The sequence below is a fragment of the Peribacillus loiseleuriae genome (assembly GCF_001183985.1).
Taxonomy (GTDB): domain Bacteria; phylum Bacillota; class Bacilli; order Bacillales; family DSM-1321; genus Peribacillus; species Peribacillus loiseleuriae.
Genome location: NZ_LFZW01000001.1, coordinates 902,101 through 926,113 on the forward strand (window position 1 = coordinate 902,101; position 24,013 = coordinate 926,113).

A 24,013-nucleotide genomic window follows, 5' to 3' on the forward strand; every position below is an offset into this window, starting at 1 on the left:
GATGATAAAGGTATTAATTGCAGATGATGAACTCATTGTTAGAAAAGGATTAATCGCAACGGTCGACTGGGCAAAGTTTGGTATGGAGGTTATTGCTGATGCCCCTAACGGACAAAAGGCTTGGGAGTTGTTTCAGGAGCATTCTCCTGAAGTAGTGATAACGGATATAGTTATGCCTGAAATGAATGGTATTGAGCTTGCCAGAAACATCAAACAAATTTCCCCAGCAACCAAAATATTGTTGTTAAGCTGCCATCGAGATTTCACTTTTGCACAAGAGGGATTGAATATTGGGGCTTCGGGATATCTTTTGAAAACAGCATTTCAAGACAAGGATTTTGAAGAATATCTTGGACGCTTTGAAAATGAAATTAACCATGCAAATATCCAAACTCCTGTTAGTTCTGCTAATCTAGTCAAGGGATTTTATGAATGGTTATGTGGCTTTGATAATTTTTTTCCGAAGCTATTAGGGGAGCTGTTTTTTAAAGATTGGCAATGGATGCAGAAATCCTTTTATATTTATTTAGTATACGGACTTAATAATAATGAACTATTTCATAACAAATGGTCTTCTGATGAAAAACAATTTGCGAAAATATACTGTGGTCAGGACCAATTATTTATTTTTATTCCAGAAAAAGCACAAGAAGATTTTGAGCATCTTCTAGTTGAGGCTAGGACCATTGATCCTGCAATTCGCTGGAAGGTGAATGGTCTAAATCAAGGTATGAATGAGTGGATGGAAGGGGTTAGTAATCTATACCATAAATTCAAATTTGAAAAACAATTTAAGCTTTCGATGGATGATTGGCCATTCCCCATTCAAAAGGCTGTTCAAATCATCATCCAACAATTAGATGAACCTCTTTCATCAAGTTATGTTGCAAATGAAGTTGGCTTAAGCCGGAGTCACTTTAGCACCATGTTTAAAAAGACAGTGGGAGAAAACTTTATCACCTTTATCGAAAAGCTTAAAGTTCAGTCTGCATGTAATCTTCTTGAAAATACTTCGCTTCCTTTACAAGAAATTGGCGAAAAAATAGGCATTCAGGATGGGAAGTATTTCAGTAAATGGTTTAAAAAATGTATTGGAAGTGCACCTTCAGAATATAGACAGAACAAAAAGAAGAATGTAAGCTAACAAATTTCCCCGTCACTTAGAATTTCATGAAAGTTCAAACAATATTACAAAAAGAATAGGATGATTTTAAGTTCTAGACCGCTTTCATTCAAGTTACAATGAAAGCGGTTACTACTAGTTGTAAAGAAAAAAGAGGAGCGAACGATGAAGAAGTTTTGGATAACATTTTTAGTAATCATGCTAGTTTTCGTAACTGCTGCCTGTTCCACTAATAATTCTAATAGGAGCGAGCCTAATCAAATTAGGAAGGAACAAAAAGATAAAGTTGTCCTTCGTTTTGCTACTTGGGATTCAGGAGAGGCTTTAAAAATTCAAAAAACAATTGCTAAAAAATTTGAAGTAAAGAATCCACATATAAAGGTGCAAGTCGAAGCCTATGGTGATGAATTTGATCAAAAGCTATCTGCTTCATTTGGGGCAAAAAATCCTCCAGATGTCATGTATATGTGGAATTTTCCGGCCTATTTTCACGATCTTGAACCACTAGATAATTTTATTAACAGAGATCCCTTTATAAACATGAATGATTATTATCAAGGGCTTTTAAACCATTCGACGATGTATAGGAAACTGTATGGTATCCCGGCAGGTTTCACAACAAGGGTGGTCTATTATAACAAAGATATATTTGATGCAGCAAACCTTCCCTATCCAAAGGATGGATGGACATGGGATGACTTTAAGAGGATAGCAAAGAAATTAACGGACCCCACTAAGGAGCAGTATGGATTTGGGGTAAGACAAGAACCAGATACGTACGATCTTCAAGGGATCGTTTGGAGTAATGGCTCAAGCTTTATAAGTGATGATGGAATGGGTATTTATGGATATATGAATAGCCCAGAAACCATTGAATCGATAAGCATGCTTGCAGATATGATTCAGGATACAAGTGCTGTTCTAGTAGATGGTAAAAATCAACAAAGCGGTGAGGAGAATTTTATAGCAGGCAAGATTGCGATGTGGGAAAGTGGATTTTGGTCATTAGTAGAATTTAAAGAAGCCAATATAAACTTTGGAACAGTCGAAATGCCTGCATTTAACGGAAAACCAGTGAAAGGTGTTATTTCTTCTTCTGCGGTTTCGATCGCCAGGGATTCAAAGAATAAAGATTTAGCATGGGAATTTGTGAAATTTTACAATTCACCAGAAGTAGTAAAAATGAGGAAGGCTGATTTACCTGTCCGCATTAGTTTAGTAAAAGAAATGAAAACAGAACAAGATCCATTAATAGAACCTTTCTACAAAATGCTTGAAAGATCGAATGGTACCCCAGCCTTTCTACTTACTAAGAATTGGGATGCAATCAATCGGAATTTATCTGCAGCAATAAATGCCACCATGCTCAATCAAGATGCAAATATATTATTGAATAATGCTGTGAAGGATTCTGAGAAATATCTAAGGCAGTAAAAAAGAGATTTATGATTATTCAAAAATAGATTAACTAAATGATTTTAGGAGGGGTAAGGATGTTAACACAAGATTATTTTGGTTTAGAGGATAAGGTGTGCGTTGTTACAGGAGGAGCTTCAGGGATAGGTCTAGCTACAGCAACACTTTTGGCAGAAGTCGGTGCAAAGGTCATTATGCTTGATATTAATGAAGAAAACGGTAAGAAGGCTGTCGCTGAGCTGCAAAAGAAAGATTATCAGGTTGAGTTCTTAAAATGTGATGTTACAAAGGGGAACGATTGTATCGCCGTAAGAGATTATATCGAAAAAAATTACGAGACTATCGATGTTCTTTTTAACAATGCTGGTGTGATTAGAAGAAAAACAGTTGTTGATTTGGAAGAATCTGATTGGGATTTAGTAATTGATGTCTCTTTAAAAGGGGTTTATCTCCTTTCAAAATATTTAATTCCTCTTATGGCGGAGAGTGGTGGAGGAAGTATCATTAATACCGGTTCTGGATGGGGAATCAAAGGTGGAGATCAAGCAGTCGCTTATTGCGCAGCGAAAGCCGGAGTTGTGAATTTAACGAAGGCAATGGCAATCGATCATGGACCGCAAAATATTCGGGTGAATTGTATTTGTCCTGGTGATACTGATACTCCGTTATTAAGGGAAGAAGCAAAGCAATTGAAACAGCAAGAGGATGCATTTTTAGTATCTTCTGCAAAAGGACGACCTTTAGAAAGACTTGGAACGCCGAGGGATATTGCAAAAGGAGTTTTATTCCTTGCAAGTGACTTATCAGCATGGGTAACAGGTACAGACTTAATTGTAGATGGCGGAGGATTAGCTTAATTTTTTTTACTTTAACTAAAATTCATTTTATATGACTACAAGGAGGTAATTTTTATGTCACAAAAGGTACACCCTTACATACCAAATATGGTTCCAGAAGTACAAGCTGAGATGTTAAAAGTAATCGGAGTTGAATCGATTATGGAGCTATACTCTTGTATTCCTGAGGAATTGCAACTTAAAGAAAACCTAAAGTTGCCGCCTGCATTAACAGAGTATGAGCTTAGACGCCATATTGAAGGAATTCTTAATAAGAACACAAGTACAAAGGAATATGTAAACTTTCTAGGTGCTGGTTGCTGGCAGCATTTTATTCCAGCAGTGTGTGATGAAATAAATCAACGCTCTGAATTTTTAACAGCGTATGCAGGTGAACCGTATGAGGATCATGGACGGTTCCAGGCGCTATTTGAGTATCAAAGTTTACTAGCTGAATTAGTAGATATGGATGTTGTCAATGTTCCAACCTTTGACTGGGGGCAGGCGGCAGCAACATCAATTCGAATGGCCGCCCGTATTACCGGAAGAAAGAAAGTCTTATTAGCTAAAACGGTTGCACCAGAACGAAGCAAAATTATCATTAACTATGGTACTCCAACATTAGAATTCGAATATGTTCAATTTGATACGAAATCAGGAGCAATGGACTTAGAAGATTTAAAAACAAAATTAACGGAAGATGTGGCCGCCCTTTATTTTGAAAATCCATCGTACCTTGGGTTTATTGAGGCGCAAGGACAAGAGATTTCCAATTTATTAAAGGCAAACGAATCGTTAATGGTTGTAGGGGTCGATCCAATTTCTCTTGGTGTACTGGCACCGCCGAGTCATTATGGTGCAGATATTGTCTGTGGGGATTTGCAGCCGCTTGGCATGCATATGAATTACAGCGGTGGACAGGCAGGCTTCATTGCTACACATAATGAGCTGAAATTTGTCAATGAATATCCATCTCGTTTGTTTGGTATCGTCCCAACTGTAAAAGAAGGAGAATACGGATTTGGCGATGTAGCTTATGAACGAACTTCATTTGCACAACGAGAAAAAGGAAAAGAGTCTGTTGGAACGCAGACAGCATTATGGGGAATTACTGCCGGAGTCTATTTAGCATTACTTGGTCCAGATGGTATGCAGGAGGTCGGCCAAACCATTATGCAAAATAGCCAGTATGCTGTTCAACAATTAAATCAAATTGCCAATGTAAGAGGATCTCATTTTGAGTCACCGTTTTTTAAAGAATTTATCGTCGATTTTAATCAAACAGGTTATACCGTTGAACAAATAAATAAAAGATTGATAGAAAAGAAGATTTTTGGCGGGAAGGACCTTTCACTAGAGTTTCCTGAGTTTGGTCAAACGGCATTATTTTGTGTTACAGAGGTTCATACGAAAGAGGACATTGACGGTTTAGTGCAAGCGCTTAAGACCAGTCTAGCGAAATAATCAAAAGAAGAGAGGAGCAATCAGATATGCAAAGGATTCAACGTAAAAGCAATACAAGGGATTTTCACCAAGCCAAATGGAATGAACCAATTATTTTTGAACTCCATCAGCCTGGAGAAAAGGGAGTCGAATTGCCGCCAGTAAACGAAAACGTTGCATTATCCGTTGGAGATGGAACATCGGCCATTCCAGCATCAATGCAGAGAAAGAATAAGCCAAATCTTCCGGAAATCGGACAGGCGCGTGTATTACGACATTATCTCAGACTTTCTCAAGAAACGCTTGGCTCGGATTTTAATGTTGAAATCGGACAAGGCACTTGTACGATGAAATACATTCCAAAAATCAATGAATTGTTAGTCCGTGATCCTAAAATGATGGAGCTTCATCCGTTACAGAATGAAGAAACTGTTCAAGGGATGCTTGAGATTTTCTACAAACTTGATTTATGCATGAGAGAAATTTCGGGATTGGATTATTTCTCCTTCCAGCCAAGCAGCGGGACACAAGCCCTTTTTGCGATGGCCTCGATTGTAAGGAAATACCATGAGCAAAACGGTGAAGGCGATAAGCGGGATGAAATCATCACGACGATCTTCTCCCACCCATCTCAAGCGGCAACGGCAGCTGTAAAGGGCTATAAAATAATTACTTTGCATCCGGATGAAAATGGCTTCCCTGATATTGAAAAGTTAAAAGCAGCTGTGTCGGAAAGAACAGCAGGTTTTGTAGTCGCAAACCCAGAAGATACTGGTATTTTCAATTCGAAAATTAAGGAATTTACGGATGTTATTCATCAGGCTGGCGGTCTTTGCTTTTACGACCAAGCGAATGCGAATGGACTCTTAGGGATTACAAGAGCAAAAGAAGCAGGCTTTGATATGTGTTTCTTTAATCTTCACAAAACATTTGCTGCGCCACATATGTGTGGTGGACCAGCAACAGGTGCACTTGGGGTAACAGCAGAGTTGAAGGAGTACTTGCCAGCACCGATTGTCGAATACCATGATGGGAAATATTCGCTCAAGAATGATTTAGCGCATTCTATTGGTAAGGTTCGCTCTTTCCATGGTGTAGCTCAAACGGTATTACGTTCTTATGCTTGGATTCGCGCACTTGGGCCTGAAGGTCTTAAAGAAGTGGCGAAAATGGCCGTATTAAACAATAACTATATGTATCATAAGGTTTTAGCGATTCGCGGGGCTAGTGCACCGTACGTCAAGGGGCATCGACTCGAGCAAGTTCGTTATAGCTGGGAGCAGTTGACGCAGGAAACAGGGGTCACAACAGAGGATGTTACGTTAAGGATGACGGATTTTGGTCTCCACTACTGGACCAGCCACCACCCATATATCGTAAAACAACCGTTCACCCTTGAACCGACTGAGTCCTATTCGAAAGAGGATTTAGATGAATATATTCATGCGCTTGAACAAATTTCTAAAGAAGCCTATGAAAATCCAGAAATCGTCAAAACTGCCCCACATAATAGTACGATCCACAAAATTGACGAGCAAGATTATTTAGATAATCCAGATAAATGGTGTATCACTTGGCGAACTTATTTGAAAAATACGAAAGCCTATGACCTGGTTAAATAATCTAAACTGTTAATGCGACATTTAAATAGGGGGCAAAAACATGAAAAAGTATATGTCGGTTATGCTAGTTATGCTTCTATTATTGCTGTCAGCTTGCTCCAATAAAACAGCGGGGGATGAAGGGAAAATAGGAGATTCTAAAAACCCGTCTGGATCCATTACTGTATGGGGATGGGATGTTGCAGCAGCAACTATGAAAGCAGCAGTGGAGAAGTTTCAGAAACAATATCCAGACGTAGAGGTAAAGGTAGAGGATTTTAATAGCGCTGATCTATATGATAAGTTAACGGTTGGTCTAGCAGCAAGAGGCTCAGGACTTCCGGATGTTGTATTAATGGAGGATGAAAGGATCCCAGGATATTTGCATCAGTTTCCACAAGGATTCTTGAATTTGAACAAGCTTGGTTATGAAAAATACAAAGATTCGTTCAATTTAGCTAAGGTTGCAGCTGTACAGAATGAGGATGGAGATTTCATCGCGGCTCCATGGGATATTGGGCCTGCTGGAGTGTTCTACCGTGTTGATTACTTTGAAAAAGCAAATGTTGATCCAAATTCCATCCAAACATGGGATGACTATATTGAAGCAGGGAAGAAGATTAAAGAAGCGACTGGTGCGAAGCTATTACCAATTGATATTCCTAATTATGATGGTGTCTTCCAAATGATGATGCAGTCGCAAGGACTTTCTTATTTTGATAACGATGACAAAATTGCACTAGAATCTAAGGAAGCTATCCGTTCTATGGAAGTAATCAAAAAGCTTCATGATGAGGATTTAATTTTAAACAATAAAGGTTGGGATGGAATTGTAACTGCTACAGTAAATGGTAGTGTTGCCACCGTACCGTATGGTGTATGGTACGCAGGTACCATCATGGACCAAGCGCCGGATTTGAAAGGGAAATGGGATGCTTTTTATCTTCCGAGTTTTGATGGCGGCACAAGATATGCAAACGTAGGAGGGTCATCCGTGTTGATTCCTTCATCAAGCAAAAATCAATCGGCTGCCTATGCCTTTGTTGAATTCTTTACAACTGATACAGAATCACAGCTGTTAGGTTTTGAAAAATATGGACTTTTCCCATCTTTGAAGGAAACTTATAGTGCTCCACAATTTACTGAAAACAACGAGTACTTTAACAATAGTCCGATTTTTAAAAAGTTTGCAGATATTGTCGATCAAGTTCCACAAATTAACGTAAACGGAAATTTTGCAAAAGCCAGCAGTCTTATAAGTAATGCCCAAGCAGCCATTTTACTTGAAAATAAAGCGGTTGATACTGGATTAAATGAAGCTAAAAAACAATTAGAAAATGAACGAAAGAAATAGTGTTGTAGAGAGCTAGAGTGGGTGTTCCAACTCCACTTAGCTCTCTCATTCTAAAATTCCTTGAAGTTAGGAAGGTGGCTCGGTTGGAGCAAACAGAAAAGGTTGTAAATGCTAAGACAAACTTTCGAGTCAAAACAAGAAAGAGTTTATTAACACCTAAAAATGTTCCATATTTTTTTATCGGACCAGCGTTTCTACTCATTTTGATTTTTACCGTTTATCCAGTCATCTCATCGTTTATTTTAAGCTTTCAAGAGGTACGTGGTGTGGAGAAATCATTTATAGGATTTGCCAATTATACACGATTATTTCAAGATCCTATATTTTATAAATCTCTTTTAAATACCTTTCAAATTTTAATTGTGCAGGTTCCTATCATGCTCTTCCTCTCTTTACTAATTGCTGTGGGGCTGCATTCTTCCATGTTAAAAGGGAAGGCGTTTTTCCGAATCTCTTACTTTATGCCTGCTATCACAGCGCTTGTTGCTGCTTCGATTGTTTTTATGATTCTATTAGATGAGAATTTCGGACTCGTCAACTATTTCTTATCCCTCTTTGGTGTTGATTCCATCCCTTGGTTAACAACTCCATTTTGGGCGAAGGTTTCCGTGATCCTTGTGATGACATGGAGATGGGCAGGATATAATATGGTCATATTTTTGGCGGGATTACAGAATATCCCATCTGACCTATATGAAGCAGCAAGTATTGATGGAGCAAGTAAAGTGAAGCAATTTTTCATGATTACACTTCCACAATTAAAGCCAGTATTTATTTTCACGGTTGTCTTGTCAACAATCGGTACTCTTCAATTATTTGATGAGCCGTTCATTTTGACTGGGGGCGGTCCAAATAATGCTACGATGACAATCACGGTTTATTTGTATGAAGCAGGATTTAAATTTTTTGACTTTGGATATGCGTCTGCGATTGCTTATGTGCTTGTCATCATTACGGCAATCATTTCCTGGATTCAGATGAAATTGGTAGGTGATGAATAATGGTAGCTTCTAAGAAGATATCCTCAAAAATTATCATTTATATTTTGTTGATTGCAGGCGTTGTCTTATCGATTGCACCGTTCTATTGGATGATTGTCGGTTCTACATTGCCATCAGGAGAAATTTTTCGTGTTCCACCTAAGCTTCTTCCAGGGGATTATTTAGCAAAGAACTTTCAAACGCTTAATGAGTCATTAGGAATTGCTAGAATATTTTGGAATTCGTTATTTATAGCGCTTGTTTATACATTGTTTAGCACGCTTATTAGTGCAATGGCTGGATACGCTTTTGCAAAATTTAAATTTAAAGGAAAGAACGTTTTCTTTTTCATTATTTTATGCACATTAATGATTCCTTCACAAGTGACATTGATTCCTTTGTTTGAAATGATGGTTACCTTTAATTGGTTAAATACGTATCAAGCCATTATTTTACCAACCCTTGCTTCTCCATTTGCTATTTATTTAATGAGGCAGAATATGAAGGCGATTCCAGACTCAATTATGGAGGCCTCTCGAATTGACGGGGCAGGGGAATTAAAAATTTTTTTTACAGTCATCTTGCCTGTTACAAGACCTGCGATGGCCGCAGTCGGTATTTTTCTATTTATGTCTCAATGGAATAGCTTACTCTGGCCGCTTATTACGTTAAATTCAAAAGAAATGTTTACCCTTCCTGTTGCATTATCAAGTTTAATTGGAATGGCGAGGATCGATTATGGTCAACTGATGCTAGGAACTACTTTATCCACGATTCCGATTATGATCTTTTTCTTATTACTGCAAAAACATTTTATCTCTGGGATTTTAGGTGGATCTGTCAAAGAATGAATGTAAAAGGTGTGAAATGATGAAAAGGTATAAATACGGGGAGACATTCACGCTGATGATATAAACGACCAATCGTCCTGTGCTTACTTTGTCAGTTTCATTTCTCGTATGGTAGCAGAAGCGGACGATGTGCGAAGTGGGTCTATTATAAAAAGCTTAAGGTCATAAACTACAGAGGAGGGATAATATGAAATTATCCAAAATGAAATTAATTTTACTACTTACTATCGCACTAGCATTATTATTATCAGCATGTAACTCAACAAAAAGTAATGGTGATGAAGCAACAGAAGACGGAAAAGTAAAGATAAGGTTTGCTACTTGGGATGTGGGAAATGATGTTCAATTACAGCAAAAGCTCATCGATGAATTTAATGATAAACATGAAAAAATAAAAGTAGTTTTAGAGGCCTATGGAGGGGAATATGACACAAAAATCACTGCGGGTATAGGTGCAAAGGATGCACCAGATGTGATGTATATGTGGAACTATCCGCAATATAAGGATGCTTTAGAACCACTTGATTCTTATATTGATAAAAATGGAGAAGAATACAAGTCTGATTTTTATGAATCTTTATGGAACTATAACTCTGTTGGTGGAGAAACACTTGGACTCCCAGTAGGCTATACAACCCATGTTGTTTACTATAATAAAGATCTTTTTGATGAAAAAGGACTTGAATATCCACAGGCCGGATGGACATGGGCAGATCTTCAAGAAACAGCTAAGAAGTTAACGGATAAGGACAAGAAGATTACTGGATTTGCTTTCCCTGGTAAACCTGATCCATATGATTTTGAAATGTACTTATGGGGTAACGGTGCTTCTTATGTAGATAGAGATGGAAACTTAAAAGGTAATGTGAATTCAAAGAAATCAATTGAAACATTCAATATGTTCCAAGGCATGTTAAAAGATGGGTATGCCATCACAACTGAAGGTTCAGGGGATACTGAAATGAAATCAGGAAAAGTAGGAATGTTTATTAACGGTGCATGGTATCTTTCCCCATTAAAAGAAGCAGGTATAAATTATGGTGTTGTTGAGATACCTACTTTTGAAAATGGTAAGAGCGTAAGTATCGTTAGTTCTTCAGGTATAGCTATGTCAAAAGATTCTAAACACAAAGAAGCGGCTTTTGAATTTATGAAGTTTTGGACAGGAAAAGAAGCAAATAAAGAAAGAATAGCATTTGAATTACCAGTATTAAAGAGTGTAGTAGAAGAAGAAAAGCTACAAGAGGATCCAGTTAAAAGTGTATTCTACTCAATGCTAGAACAAAGTGAAGGCTATACACCAGCGTCATTTATTACTGAAAACTGGAGTCAAGTATCAGAAAATCTAGGGTTTGCCTTTGAGCAAATCTTTAATCCAAGTACACGAGTTGATCCGAAAAAAGCTCTAAATGAAGCTGCTAAATAAAGTGAAACTTCAATCAGTGGGGGGGTCTTCATCCCCCTCTGATTGTTAGTCCCGTTCTAGTGTCGCTAAATCTTCGATAAAGCGACACTACGAACCCGATTGGTTCAACTAAACCGCTGAAGAACACAGCGGTAAGTTTCACTGTATCTCACCAATCGGGCTTTTACGGGCAGTTGTCCCCCACCTAAGTTTCTTTGATTCCTCTAAGTCTTGAGATGGGGGTCTTACTGCCCGTTAATGCGGGATAAAGTTTACCCATTACTAAAAAGTAAGCGGTCGGGTGAGAATATATTCTCATCATCTTAACAAGGGCTTAAGTACATAGCCCTTGTTATCAATTTCAAGCTATGATGGGAATCTTATTTTCCATAGGTCATTCTAAAATAAGAGGGAATGTTTATGTTTAAAAAGAAGGAAAAACAACCTAGTTTTACATTAGTACGTAAAAGAGTACCATATTTGTTTATCCTACCATGGATCATCGGATTTTTAGTGTTCACTTTAGGACCTTTGGTATCTTCATTAATCATGAGTTTGTTTGATTGGCCGATAACTGGAGAAGCAAAGTTTATTGGACTTAATAACTTTACTAAGATGTTTACAGCTGACCCTCAGTTTTATGATTCCTTAGTGATCACATTTAAATTTGCGGCAATTTTCGTACCACTTAACCTAATCTCTGCATTGGTGCTTGCACTCCTCATTACACAACCAGTCAAGGGAGTGAAGATATTTAGGACACTCTTCTATCTTCCTGCTGTTGTATCAGGCGTTGCAGTATCAATCATCTGGGGTTGGATTTTTAATTCTGAATTTGGAGTTTTAAACTATTTATTATCACTCATTGGTATTGAAGGACCCAATTGGCTCATTGATCCAAAGTGGGCAATCGTAACAATTGTTATCGCGAGTGCTTGGGGAGTAGGGACAATGATGCTGATATTCTATACGGATATTAAGGGGATCCCCCCTGAACTTTATGAAGCAGCATCAATTGATGGAGCTGGACCGTTAAGACAGTTTTTTAGTATAACAATTCCGACAATAACACCAACCATCCTTTTTAATGTCATTACATCCGTTATTGCAGCATTACAACAATTAACCCTAGTTTTACTTTTGACTGGTGGAGGACCTTTAAAATCAACCTATTTTTATGGATTATTTGTTTATAACAACGCATTTAAGCATCATCATCTAGGTTATGCAAGTGCAAACGCATGGTTTATGTTTATTATTATTCTAATATTAACAATGATCATCTTTAGATCATCATCAACATGGGTGTTCTATGAAGCTGAAATGAAAAAAGGAGGTAAAAAATAATGAGAATTACAAAGAGCCATAAAATAATCGTCTATAGTATTCTTGTCATTCTTTCACTTTACTTCCTATTTCCATTTGCATGGGCGTTAATAACAGCGCTAAAGACAGAAGGAGAAGCATTTAGCTTTCCTCCTAAGTTTAGCCCGGATGTTCCGCAGTTCGGCAATTTCATCGAAGCGTGGAAAAGTCAGCCGTTTGGAACATATTTTAAGAATTCAGTCATTGTTACGGTGATGACTACGATCGGACAAATCATATCCTGTTCATTAGTGGCTTATGGCTTTGCAAGATATGATTTTAAATATAAAAATATTTTGTTTATCCTTCTTTTGTCAACAATGATGATTCCGTGGGATGTTACGATGATTCCACTTTATATGGAATTTAATTTATTTGGATGGATCAACACGTTAAAACCATTAATCGTCCCAGCATTCTTCGGTTCTGCTTATAATATCTTTTTGCTTAGACAGTTTTTAATGAATATACCTAAGGATTTGGAAAGTGCAGCTAGAATGGATGGTGCCAATGAATTCCAAATATTTTATAAAATCTTCCTTCCGATTATGAAGGGGCCTTTAACTTTGATCGCTGTCTTAAATATATTATTAGTTTGGAATGACTACTTAGGACCATTAATTTATTTAAATGACCAGTCAAAATATACGATGGCTCTTGGATTAGCGGCTTTCCGAGGTGTTCATGAGCTGCAAATCATACCTATTATGGCGATGACTTTAGTCATGATTATTCCGCCGGTTATCGTATTTGCCTTTGCGCAGAAATATATTGTTGAAGGAGTTAGCGGATCAATTAAGTAACATTTATTATTATAGAGAAAATGCGGAGGAAAATGAAATGCAACGTGAAATGAAGAGATGGGAAAATATTCATCTTACAGGGGTAAATAGGCTTTCAGCACATACTGATTTTTATAGATATCGTGAATTCAGTGAGGCGCTTACATTAAATAAAGAAATGAGTAAAGGTTATCTGTTACTTGATGGAGAATGGAAATTTCTTTTTTTAGAAGCGCCAGAGTTTTCACCACTGAACTTTGAAACAAAAGATTTTGAGATTAATAGTTTAGATTCAATTGAAGTTCCGTCATGCTGGCAAATACATGGGTATGGAAAGATGCACTATACAGATGTACTCTATCCATTTCCTATTAATCCACCTTTTGTACCACAGGATAATCCGACAGGTATCTATTTTAAAGACTTAATTTTAGAAAATATAAAAGAAGAAAAAATCGTCTTAAAATTTAATGGTGTGGATTCAGCATTTGATCTATATGTGAATGGGCAACATGTTGGCTATAGTAAAGGATCGAGAATGCCTTCAGAATTCGATATAACTGAATATGTAAAAAACGGAAGTAATCGATTAACAGTTAGAGTTTACCAGTTTTCGGATGGAACATACTTAGAAGATCAAGATATGTGGTGGCTTTCAGGTATTTTTAGAAGCGTTGAGTTATTTAGAATGAATAAGAATAGTTTAGAAGATGTTTATATTGAAACATCACCAGACGAAGATTATAAAAATTTTACTCTAAAATTAGCTGGTAAGTTTTTAACTAGTGAAGTTACAGAAATGAAGGCTAACCTTTATCAAAAAGATGAAAAGGTAGATGAATTTACGATAGAAGTTGAAGACGGCAAATTCCAAGTGCTAAGAAATATGGTAAATCCGTTATTATGGAATGCGGAGGAGCCGAATCTATATGTTGCTACCCTCGAATATGAATTAGAAAATGGCGAAAAAGAGATCATCCCATTAAGATTCGGGGTCAGATCTATTGATGTTATAGATAATGAAATTAGATTAAATGGAAAAAGAATATTCTTTAATGGTGTGAATCGACATGATTTCAATCCGACAATGGGTAGGACTGTAACGTATAAGGATATGCTTCAAGATGTTCTTTTAATGAAAAAGCATAATATTAATGCCGTTAGAACAGCTCATTATCCGAATAATGATGTGTTTTATGATTTATGCGACGAATATGGGTTATATGTCATTGATGAAGCTGATCTTGAATGTCATGGATTTGAAAACACAGGAAATTATAACTGGATCAGTGATAATGAATTGTGGGAAAAGCAATATGTTGATCGAGCAGTCAGAATGGTAAAAAGAGATCGAAATCATCCAAGTGTCATCATGTGGTCATTAGGTAATGAATCAGGTGCTGGTAGAAACTTCACAGCGATGTATGATGCGATAAAAGAAATGGATTCTACTAGATTAGTGCATTATGAAGGCGATTGTGTTGCTGCCTATAGTGATATTTATACAACGATGTACACAAGGCTAAATGCACTTGAGGAAATAGGTAAAGACTCTGAAGGGAAAAAGCCACATATTTTATGCGAATATGCCCATGCAATGGGGAATGGGCCTGGTGGATTGACAGAATACCAAGAAATAATGAGGAAATATCCAAGACTGCAAGGTGGATTCGTCTGGGAATGGTATGACCATGGTATTCAACAAGTAGATGAAGATGGAAATGTATATTATTTATACGGCGGCGATTATGGAGACTTCCCGACAAACGGAAACTTCTGTATTGACGGTTTAGTATTTCCCGATCGGACACCATCACCTGGACTGATTGAATACAAGAAAGTCATCGAACCAATTGTTACTGAACAGATAGACCTCAATCATTTAAAGATTAAGGTGAAAAACAGATATGACTTTAGAAACCTAAGTGGGATCCTTTTACACATTAAGGTCAAATCTTTTGATCAATTGATTGAAGAAAAGACGGTCTCCTTACAGAGTATAAACGCTCAGGACGAAATGGAGATCACATTACCTATTAATTTCGAGAACGCTTTAAAATACGATGATGCTCGCATTTATTTGAGTTATTTAGAGCCGGAGAACACCCTCTATGCAAATGAAGGCCATCTTATTACGAGCGAGAGCTTTCTAATTCCTGCTACAAAGGTAGAAAAAGAATACATCTCTAAAGCTCTAGATGCTGCAATGAAAATTGAGGAAGATCAGACACAGCTGATCCTCGAAAACGATCAATTCAGAACAGTTTTTTCAAAGGTTCATGGAATTCTTTTATCCTATCAAATAAATGGTGAGGAAATTATCCAGAAGGGGCCTGAACTAACGCTTTGGAGAGCTGTCATCGATAATGATATGTATAAGAAAGATGATTGGATAAACAAATACTTCCTTAAAAACGCTAAGGAACAGTTTGTTTCAATCGAATATCAACTGAATGAAGGTTCTGTAGATGTTGAGATTAAAAAATATTTGTCTAGTGTAAACCAAGCATGGGGCTTTAATCTTATCTATCATTATAGAATCACTCAAGATGGTGTTTTAAATCTTCACTTAAAGGGAGAAAAGGTATTGAGAGGTAATGAAATTCCTCAGATGCTGCCAAGAATAGGAATTTCGATGAATCTTAACAATGAGTACAATGATGTGACTTGGTATGGAAGAGGAGATTCAGAGAGTTATCAAGATAGTAAGAGAAGCCAAAGTATTGGTCTTTATCGTAAAAGCGTAGAGGAAATGCACACAGATTATGTATATCCACAGGAAAATGGTTCAAGATGTGATACCTCTTTCTTAGCGCTCACGAAGGGGAACCAATCGATTTTATTTAATTTTAAAGAGTTAAGAGATTTTACAATCCATAATTATGAAACAAATGCATTGGAAGAAGCAAAGCACCGAGGAAAAATTGAAAAATCACCATACAATGTTTTAACGATTGACTATAGACATAGTGGACTAGGAAGTAATAGCTGTGGTGAAGAGCAGCTTCCAAAATATCGAGTGCAAATAGAGGATTTTGAAATAGGACTCGAAATAAGAAGGATTCATAACGAAGACCTTATAGAAGAGAGTAAATTTTTCAGAGCTAGATAAAGTGAAACCTCAATCAGTGGGGGTTCTTCATCCCCCACTGATTGTTAGTCCCGTTCTACTGTCGCTAAGATCGCAGCAAACGCTTTGATCAAACGACAGTACGAACCCGAAAATGAATCACAGACTAAGTACGCCGCGTTCTGCGGCAACGTCTGTGTGACCCACATCCTGTGGGCCTCAACTATACCTTTGAAAACCACAAAGGCAAGTTTCACTGTATCTTACCAATCGGGCTTTTACGGTACGCTTCTTCGATTCCTTCAAGCCTTGAAGGTGGGGGTCTTGACTTTCCGTTAATGCGGGATAAAAAGTAGGGATCAATAGGCAGGGGACACCCTGCTTATTTAAGTAAGAAATCATTGTTGAAATTTGTTGATACGCTGATAGATTACTGATCAATTAATAACCGATACGAGGAGAAAGATGATGAAATTAGATATAAGAGAAATACCTTTTTCAAGATTTGGATCTTATTTCTGTATTTCCAAGGAGCAGGATTCTGGGGATATATTTATAAGGGATGTACACGGTGGAGACGACGCACCATCAAACCTATTCAAAATAGATATTTTAAAAGATGGGGTTGAAAAGGAATTTGAAGTGCAAGCTTCTGAAACATCTTTAAAATTCTCCTTAAAAGATGATGATGAAGGTTATGCAGAAATAATTATTCCCAAAGAAGATGAGATCCATCTTGAAGTACAGAATGTAGAATTTAGATTGAGAGCTACAAAAGGGAAATATGATTCTTTAATGGAATTAGAAGATGGGATGTATGAATACCATATTTATCCGAAGGAATTAAAATTAATGATTTTAAATCTTTCGGGTAAAATGTCGGTTGATGCACCTTGGAATATTATTGGTAATGATTTCATCGATATTCGAATGAAAAGTGGGCAGTTTGTAATCGAAAGCTATAGAACTGTCTATCAACAAAAGGAATATGCCCCTTTTAATAAAGGAAAAGAAAAAATTGAACAGCTTTATAAAGAATGGTTTGACAATATGAAAATGGGAAGTACAGATTATCAGCCTTCTTTAGAGAGGGCTGCCTATATCACTTGGTCTAGTGTTGTTCATCCACATGGGGTATTAAAAGAGTATGCCATGTATATGTCGAAGCTTTGGATGTATAATATTTGGTCATGGGATAATTGTTTTAATGCGTTGAATTTAGGAAAAAGCTACCCTGAACTAGCGTACACACAGTTGAAAATATTCATGGAGACTCAAGACGAGTCAGGTGCATATCCGGATTTTGTAAATGATAAATTCATATCATATAACTGCATTAAACCCCCTATCTTTGCTTATGTCTATGAAAAGCTAATGAAAATGAATGATTACTTTAAGGATGAACATAGATTAAGAACTGTTTATGAGTCTACTAAAAAAGTAATGGAATATTTTGACCAATATAGAACAGTTGAAGGAAGATTGCCACACTATAAGCATGGGAATGATTCAGGGTGGGATAATGCATCTTTATTTCATATGGGTATGCCAGTAGAAGCGCCGGACCTTACTAGTTTTTTAATTCGAACTTATGATGTCCTGTCCTCTTTTGCAGAAATTCTAGGTGAAAAAGAAGAATCATTGAGATTTAAAGAAAGAGCAGACGCCCTTTTTGATCTTCTAATGGAGAGGCTTTATGATGAGGACGGTTTTTACGGACGAGTTGGCAAAGATGGTAGGAAAATAAGTATTAGAACAAGCTTAATACTAAGACTACCAGTTATTATTGGGTATCGATTAGAGAAAAGCATGATGGATCAATTAGTATCAGATCTTGAAGGGAATTTTGAAACGAAGTATGGATTAGCTACTGAAAGTGTAAATAGTAAGTACTATAAAGAAAATGGATATTGGCTCGGCCCAATTTGGGCGCCTGTTACATATCTCTTTATAGATGCTTTGCAAAATTTTGGCTATCAAGAAGTAGGGAATCGAATTAGAGATAAATTCCTAGATCTTACCCTTGTTGGGGGAATGGCTGAAAACTTCGATCCGCTTACTGGAAAAGGTTTAGTGGACACATCTTTTACATGGACTTCAAGTGTATTTCTTTTACTATTAGATGATAGAACAAAAGCGAAAGACGCTCACGAATAATCGGATGGCGGAGATGGATGGAGAAATTTGGAGGAGACCTATTTGAAACAACAAAAGCATGGTAAGCGCTACTTTTCAAATAGATATTGGGTCATCGCAATTGCGGTATTTTGCTCTATCTTATGGGGAAGTGCTTTTCCTGTTCTAAAATTTAGTTATGAAGAACTAGGCATGGCAGAAGATGATTTAGCAGCAAAAATTGTTTTAGCTGGAATGCGTTTTATGATGGCGTCTCTACTGTTGCTTGTTATCATGTTCTTCATTAATAAAAAGGCGCTGAAATTGAGATGGCGTCAATTGCCTGCCATTATTGGCTTAGGGCTATTATCAACAAGTTTACAGTATTTCTTTTTTTATAACGGATTGGCTCATACCTCGGGAATAAAAGCAGCTATTTTAAATTCAAGCGAAACATTTTTCGTCGTGTTCCTAGCTCATTTTGTTTACTCAGACGATCGCTTGGATTGGCGAAAAATATTTGGCTTGGTTGCAGGGTTTGTCGGGATTATAATTGCAAACTGGGGCCAGAATGCCTCACTTAATTTATCTTTCTTCGGGGAAGGCTTTATGCTACTTTCAGGATTAGCCGGAGCTTTGGGAACTTTTTTGTCCAAGCGCCTATCCGCTGATATACACCCAGTTGCATTGACTGGGTGGCAAATGTTTGCAGGTTCGTTCCTTATGCTTCTCATCGGGACTCCGAGCCTCGAGGCGAATGCTATTACCTTTACACCAAAAGCTTGGTGGTTGCTAATTTATGCTGTATTACTATCCGCAGCATCTTTCGCATTATGGACATCATTGCTAAAGTACAACAAAGCTGGAGAAGTGTCTCTTTATAAATTTGTTGTGCCAGTTGCCGGTACCATTTTATCCGCTATGTTCATTCAGGATGAACTCTTAACGATTAATATTTTTATTGCATTGCTCCTTGTAGCTGTAGGTATAGCAACTGTCAATCAAAAAGGGAACAGTGATTGGCTGTTCTTTAAAAAACGGCGACAAACTTATCAGCAAATGTCTAAATAGCAAGAATATGCCTTATTTTGGGCATATTCTTTTTTTTAGACTGCTTATTGCGATAGATGAATTGCTAACGTAAAAGATTGCCTGATTTCAATAATATAAATACGAAAGATTATAATAAAATGATGGCAATGATTGTTCCAATGCTGCTCATGATCAATGCATATCCTAAATTCCAAAACGAAACTTTGTATGAATTGATGGATAGAAGATTAGCGGTTAACGATACAGAAAGATTAAAAGGTCCGGCAATTGTAGTCGATAAGCCTGAGGTCATTAAAACGAGACCGATACTAACTGGATTTATTGAATGTATAATTGGTTCAAGTACTCCACCAAGTATACTTATCGTTACAAGAGGGTGAAACCCAATCATCGCAAGTCCAATAAACAAAATTTGAATAAATACAAAAAGTAAAATAGGTGTGGTTGTTAAGTATTCAAACGGTTTTTGGATTGAGTCCATAAAGATGGAATCATTTAAATTACTTGTAAAGAATCCAACTGATAAAAAAAGTACCATATTATTGGTTAAAGACAATGTTCGGATCTGCCATAATGGTAAGCAATAGGCGATATATGACTTCAATCGTCTAATGGAGAGAGCCCAGACAAATGAAAAGGGAATAATAATCAAAGCGACTGTTTGAAGAAACCCCATATCTAAGATGTGATTGACTAACACAATGATCATCATAAAACCGATTAAATAGAGAAGAAGTGAGAAGATTTTTCGAGACATCCGCGTGTTAATCCCTGTCTCGGTTGTTGACTGAGTCTCTGTTTTGCTATCACTTGTTTCGTTAGGCAATTCATAACGTTTAAAAGACTTAAACCCGATTACCCAATTAAGGATAAACAGCACGGCTGTAATCAAAATTAACCAAGGTAGATAGACAGGGTAGGGTACGTGAGTATACTCAACACTTAAGACAACAAGTAGCTCCATTGGACTTATCAGTAGACTTAAAGAATATCCTCTAAGCAATGATTGTGAAATAAATCGGTTTTTGATGTTTTGAGTTTCTCCCACAAGATTTTTTTGAACAACCGTTTTAAGCAAAGGGAGGGTAGCGATATTTAGAAAACCACCTAATAAAAAGGCGGAAAAAGAACTACGATAGTATAATTGCCCCAAATGGTGAATCCGGACTCTTAATAACTTATTTACTTGTTGGTCATACCGGCCAACAATGATGATGCTGTTAATAAACGGAAGAACATAGAACACTGCAAGCAGCGAAACCGTTGTAGTCATGTAGAGTGGAACTTCAGTGAATGACCTTTGCTGGTAGATAAAAATGAAAAATCCGGTCACAAAAAAAATAATACCAACGACTTTATATAATCTTGTTGCTGCTTTCAAGGAAAATATCAAAGAGAAAAGTGCTAGTATACCAATGATATAGGTAAGGAATGTTGAATGAATAAATAGATTCAGAAAATAACATATGATTAGTAAGCTATACAACACGATCATGATCTGCGTTCTCCTAAGGGGGGTTATTTTATAGGGAAGAGACGAAAAATTCGCTATTTTCGGATGACTCCATTGACATGAAATCGATAGACCAGCTAAAAGGGCAGAAAATACTGAACTGATTGATAGAGTCATTAAAAAATAGTTTAGTTGTTAAAGGGAATAGTATTAGGCCAATTAAGCCATTGACCTTCGATTCCTTTAAGCCCAATCATTTAGACTATTAGTCATAGTTTCTAAATGGACGAGTAGATGCTCAATGTCTTTAATGATGTTAGTAAGTTTGTTCACCTTCTTTTATCAAATGAACAAAGTGGTTCATCATTTGGAATAAGGTACACGTACGGTTTATACGTATTTTTACAGTCATAAGGCGAAATGTCAAGGTGAACCAATGGAGTTTTTTTGGAAGTTTAGGTAATGTAGCCCGATAGTTCCATGACCCAAAATCTTGAATACTAGTGGCCAAAAAGTTAATAGTTAATGTTTTTTTGAAAAGGCTGTTTTCGTAAATATTGTTGCTTTTAGTGAATATAAATTTGAATTTTACTCTAAATTAGAAATGAGCTATTTAATGATTTTCGAAAGAATTATGGATATTTATGGTAAATTGTTTAATAAATAGGTAGTGTAAAAAATATGAACGATAAAATTTTCAGTTTTATTGTTATAGCACTTGTATTGGGAGCGGCGGCAATAAGTAGTTTGGACTCTTTTTATACCCTTAAGTCAGTTTATTACAACATTGCAATGATTGCATTAGTCGCCCTTGCTTTCGAACGTTTTTACAAGCATAGAAAAAAGAAAAAACAGTTTAATGGATAGCAATTGCTATCCTCAGATTGTAGAGTAAGTATATTTTTCTCTACAATCTGAGCAACTGATACCAGTTGCTTTTTTCATTCCAAATTTAATACTAAAACCTATACGATTCACTATACGAATTTGGTTGTAAATAAGTTTACTCTCCCCGTCAACCGAACCTGTTAGTTTATTATCCAGATTTCTAATCGTATTATTTGTAACGCCTTACCAATCTATGTCTATGGGGACATCAAAGATATTAAAAATTCATAAATTTACTTTGTTTCCCCATTCTTCGTTAGATATGATGCATATTCTCTATCCATTAACTTGTTACCACAAGGGCAATCAATAAAATCAATGACACCATCTCCGATTGCAATAACCATCATACCATCAATATCGATAGTCCCATCAGACACGTTGAATTTATAAATAAACCGAGAACACCCGTGAATTCATTTGTGGGATGAATCGGCTTAGGTTTTTACTGATTATTTAATGCATGTTTTTTCGTAAAGAACCAAAATATATACATTGCTCTATGTTAATAATTATATCTTTATATATTAAATTTAGTAAAAAACAACAACCCTTATAAAATAAACTTTCTCAAAAATTTCTGTTAATCCTTTTTTTAATCTCTAGATGTAGAAATAAGTAAAAAGAGCTGCCTATTGCAACTCTTTACTAATTTTTTCAGAAAACGGTATTATTAAACTGCTATCATTTGCTTAAAGGTTTATAGTAGTTATTTTAGATTAGAAATAAGTACAGATGCAGGTTTTTCAACGATTGCATCTCCTCGAGACCACGTATAACTAGTACGAACACCTTCTTCTGGTATCATATTACTAGTATTAAATATGATGTCTCCAGAATCATTCAACTTTATATTAAAGTTATATAGTTGATGATATTTTATGTTTTTAGCATCATCAGGCATATCTGGACTCTGAACGTAGTTATCTGGTTGTATCAAAGATTCATTTCGAAATGTTAGATACATAACAGATTCAACTTTAAAGGTCGTATTGCTTATTTTAACAGGTTTGTATTCATACCCGTCATAATATGTATGTTTTAACTGCTCACTAGTTAGTGGCAATGAACCTATTGCTTTTTTAGCAATATCTCGTATAAGGTATTTATTTACTTCATTACCTGTTTTATCATAAACAGACAAGGTTCCGTTAGAATTATTGACAATTACATGATTTTCAAAAACAGAGTAAATCGACTGTTCATTCAAATCTACTTGAAAGGTCGTTTCTACCTTGGTGATTTCTTTGTTCTTAAAATAATTTTGGATATTCAATTTAATTGAACCGATATGAAAAAAAGGAAGCATTACTGCCAATAGGAGGCTTATAAAAAATAATATAAACTTTGTGCTTAACTTAGCTGGATTTTTTATAAAAATAATAGGTAAACCTACAATGAACGTTACAATAACGAAAAAAGCATGAGCAATTAAAGGAGATAACCCTATTTCATCATCTTCCCAGGTGTTAAAAAATACGACCAATCCGATGATTAGAATAATACCTAATCGAATATATTGACTCTTATTACTTTGTTTTTTCAAAAAAATCACTTCTTTCTATAATGGAAATTATGTATGTACAACGGCTACTTTCCCCCATACGAAAGGGAGACTATTTTCTTTATAGTAACACGATAATGTAAATACAGGGGCAATAGCAATTATTCTTATGCACTTCTTAACATCTCAACAGTTGTAATGTTTGATTTTTGGAACGACAAAATAAGCATTTGCTCAAACTGTTTTTCAAATGCTAGATTTTTGCCTTGTTCAAGCCATCGGAACCAATATAAATAGTTATCTAGATACTTTGTGGCAACTCCCTGAAATCTTTCCGTCCATTTTTTCAAGAGTCTATGGAAGTTGTTGACGTGTTGGATATGGTAAATTCCTTTCTTTACACATTGTTTTTGACGTTCATTAACAGGTTCCTGCAACTTTTTCATTTTTGCAAACTACTTATAATTGGTTGCTGTATCAGTACACAACAAAGAAGACAGATGAATAAATTCACCAATTACAACATCTATTTCTTTGGCTTTTACACGACCCGTTCCATCTTTGCGAGCAATTGTCTTCCCGTTATAGTCCTGTGCAACCGTGGTCAAGAAAGCAACAAACTATGCGAAAACAGCCTTTGAAAAAGAACAAAAGATTGATTCTCTTCGTTCTTTTGCTAGTTTAAATGAATTTACGAATATAGCCTTAACTTGCGACCCATTGATTTTCGAGAACATCATTTCTTTGCGGAAGACAGTGGTTGCTTATCAATAA

17 protein-coding genes and 1 pseudogene are annotated in these 24,013 nt (G+C 36.3%); 15 read left to right on the forward strand and 3 right to left on the reverse strand.

The genetic code is table 11. The annotated features are described in order from the left end of the window. Nucleotide 1 precedes the first annotated feature (1 nt). The 14 genes from AC625_RS04045 (at nt 2) to AC625_RS04110 (ending at nt 19,412) form a co-directional block, all read left to right on the forward strand. Nucleotides 2–1,144, forward strand: a complete 1,143-nt coding sequence (locus tag AC625_RS04045) for a response regulator transcription factor (RefSeq protein ID WP_049680111.1) — start codon at nt 2–4, stop codon at nt 1,142–1,144. A gap of 144 nt (nt 1,145–1,288) precedes the next feature. Next, nucleotides 1,289–2,557, forward strand: coding sequence for an ABC transporter substrate-binding protein (locus AC625_RS04050; protein ID WP_049680112.1), 1,269 nt, complete (start codon nt 1,289–1,291; stop codon nt 2,555–2,557). Nucleotides 2,558–2,616: 59 nt separating this feature from the next. Further along, nucleotides 2,617–3,396, forward strand: coding sequence for an SDR family NAD(P)-dependent oxidoreductase (locus AC625_RS04055; RefSeq protein WP_049680113.1), 780 nt, complete (start codon nt 2,617–2,619; stop codon nt 3,394–3,396). Between the two features lie 54 nt (nt 3,397–3,450). After that, on the forward strand, nt 3,451–4,839 hold the full coding sequence (gene gcvPA / locus AC625_RS04060; protein WP_049680114.1) for an aminomethyl-transferring glycine dehydrogenase subunit GcvPA: 1,389 nt from the start codon (nt 3,451–3,453) through the stop codon (nt 4,837–4,839). A gap of 26 nt (nt 4,840–4,865) precedes the next feature. Next, entirely contained in the window at nt 4,866–6,440 is a 1,575-nt protein-coding gene (gene gcvPB / locus AC625_RS04065) for an aminomethyl-transferring glycine dehydrogenase subunit GcvPB (protein WP_049680115.1), read from the forward strand. A 40-nt stretch (nt 6,441–6,480) separates the two neighbouring features. Continuing rightward, nucleotides 6,481–7,773, forward strand: coding sequence for an ABC transporter substrate-binding protein (locus tag AC625_RS04070; RefSeq protein WP_049680116.1), 1,293 nt, complete (start codon nt 6,481–6,483; stop codon nt 7,771–7,773). A gap of 83 nt (nt 7,774–7,856) precedes the next feature. Further along, the gene (locus AC625_RS04075; protein ID WP_082190937.1) at nt 7,857–8,774 is read left to right on the forward strand and encodes a carbohydrate ABC transporter permease; all 918 of its coding nucleotides are present in this window, start codon (nt 7,857–7,859) and stop codon (nt 8,772–8,774) included. Next, on the forward strand, nt 8,774–9,604 hold the full coding sequence (locus tag AC625_RS04080) for a carbohydrate ABC transporter permease (RefSeq protein ID WP_049680117.1): 831 nt from the start codon (nt 8,774–8,776) through the stop codon (nt 9,602–9,604). Before AC625_RS04075 ends, AC625_RS04080 begins: the two co-directional genes overlap by 1 nt. A gap of 187 nt (nt 9,605–9,791) precedes the next feature. Continuing rightward, a complete protein-coding gene (locus AC625_RS04085) occupies nt 9,792–11,030 on the forward strand; it encodes an ABC transporter substrate-binding protein (protein WP_049680118.1) in 1,239 nt (412 codons plus the stop codon). A 399-nt stretch (nt 11,031–11,429) separates the two neighbouring features. Beyond that, on the forward strand, nt 11,430–12,356 hold the full coding sequence (locus AC625_RS04090; RefSeq protein ID WP_049680119.1) for a carbohydrate ABC transporter permease: 927 nt from the start codon (nt 11,430–11,432) through the stop codon (nt 12,354–12,356). Next, nucleotides 12,356–13,177, forward strand: coding sequence for a carbohydrate ABC transporter permease (locus AC625_RS04095; protein WP_049680120.1), 822 nt, complete (start codon nt 12,356–12,358; stop codon nt 13,175–13,177). Before AC625_RS04090 ends, AC625_RS04095 begins: the two co-directional genes overlap by 1 nt. Nucleotides 13,178–13,214: 37 nt before the next feature. Then, a complete protein-coding gene (locus AC625_RS04100) occupies nt 13,215–16,268 on the forward strand; it encodes a glycoside hydrolase family 2 (protein WP_049680121.1) in 3,054 nt (1,017 codons plus the stop codon). A gap of 426 nt (nt 16,269–16,694) precedes the next feature. Next, complete coding sequence (locus AC625_RS04105) at nt 16,695–18,383, forward strand: amylo-alpha-1,6-glucosidase (protein ID WP_049680122.1); 1,689 nt, start codon at nt 16,695–16,697, stop codon at nt 18,381–18,383. A 42-nt stretch (nt 18,384–18,425) separates the two neighbouring features. Next, a complete protein-coding gene (locus AC625_RS04110; RefSeq protein ID WP_049680123.1) occupies nt 18,426–19,412 on the forward strand; it encodes a DMT family transporter in 987 nt (328 codons plus the stop codon). Nucleotides 19,413–19,521: 109 nt separating this feature from the next. Here AC625_RS04110 and AC625_RS04115 read toward each other — a convergent pair whose 3' ends face one another. Continuing rightward, entirely contained in the window at nt 19,522–20,889 is a 1,368-nt protein-coding gene (locus AC625_RS04115; protein WP_049680124.1) for a hypothetical protein, read from the reverse strand. A 639-nt stretch (nt 20,890–21,528) separates the two neighbouring features. Between AC625_RS04115 and AC625_RS04120 the strand changes: the two genes are divergently transcribed. Beyond that, the gene (locus AC625_RS04120) at nt 21,529–21,714 is read left to right on the forward strand and encodes a hypothetical protein (RefSeq protein WP_049680125.1); all 186 of its coding nucleotides are present in this window, start codon (nt 21,529–21,531) and stop codon (nt 21,712–21,714) included. Nucleotides 21,715–22,444: 730 nt separating this feature from the next. Here AC625_RS04120 and AC625_RS04125 read toward each other — a convergent pair. Together AC625_RS04125 and AC625_RS04130 are read right to left on the reverse strand one after the other, a co-directional pair. Beyond that, nucleotides 22,445–23,281 carry a hypothetical protein gene (locus AC625_RS04125; RefSeq protein ID WP_049680126.1) on the reverse strand — a complete coding sequence of 279 codons (837 nt, stop codon included), beginning with the start codon at nt 23,279–23,281 and terminating at the stop codon, nt 22,445–22,447. 125 nt (nt 23,282–23,406) lie between these two features. After that, nucleotides 23,407–23,838, reverse strand: a pseudogene (locus AC625_RS04130) (IS1595 family transposase); the annotation flags it as partial. Nucleotides 23,839–24,013 lie beyond the last annotated feature (175 nt).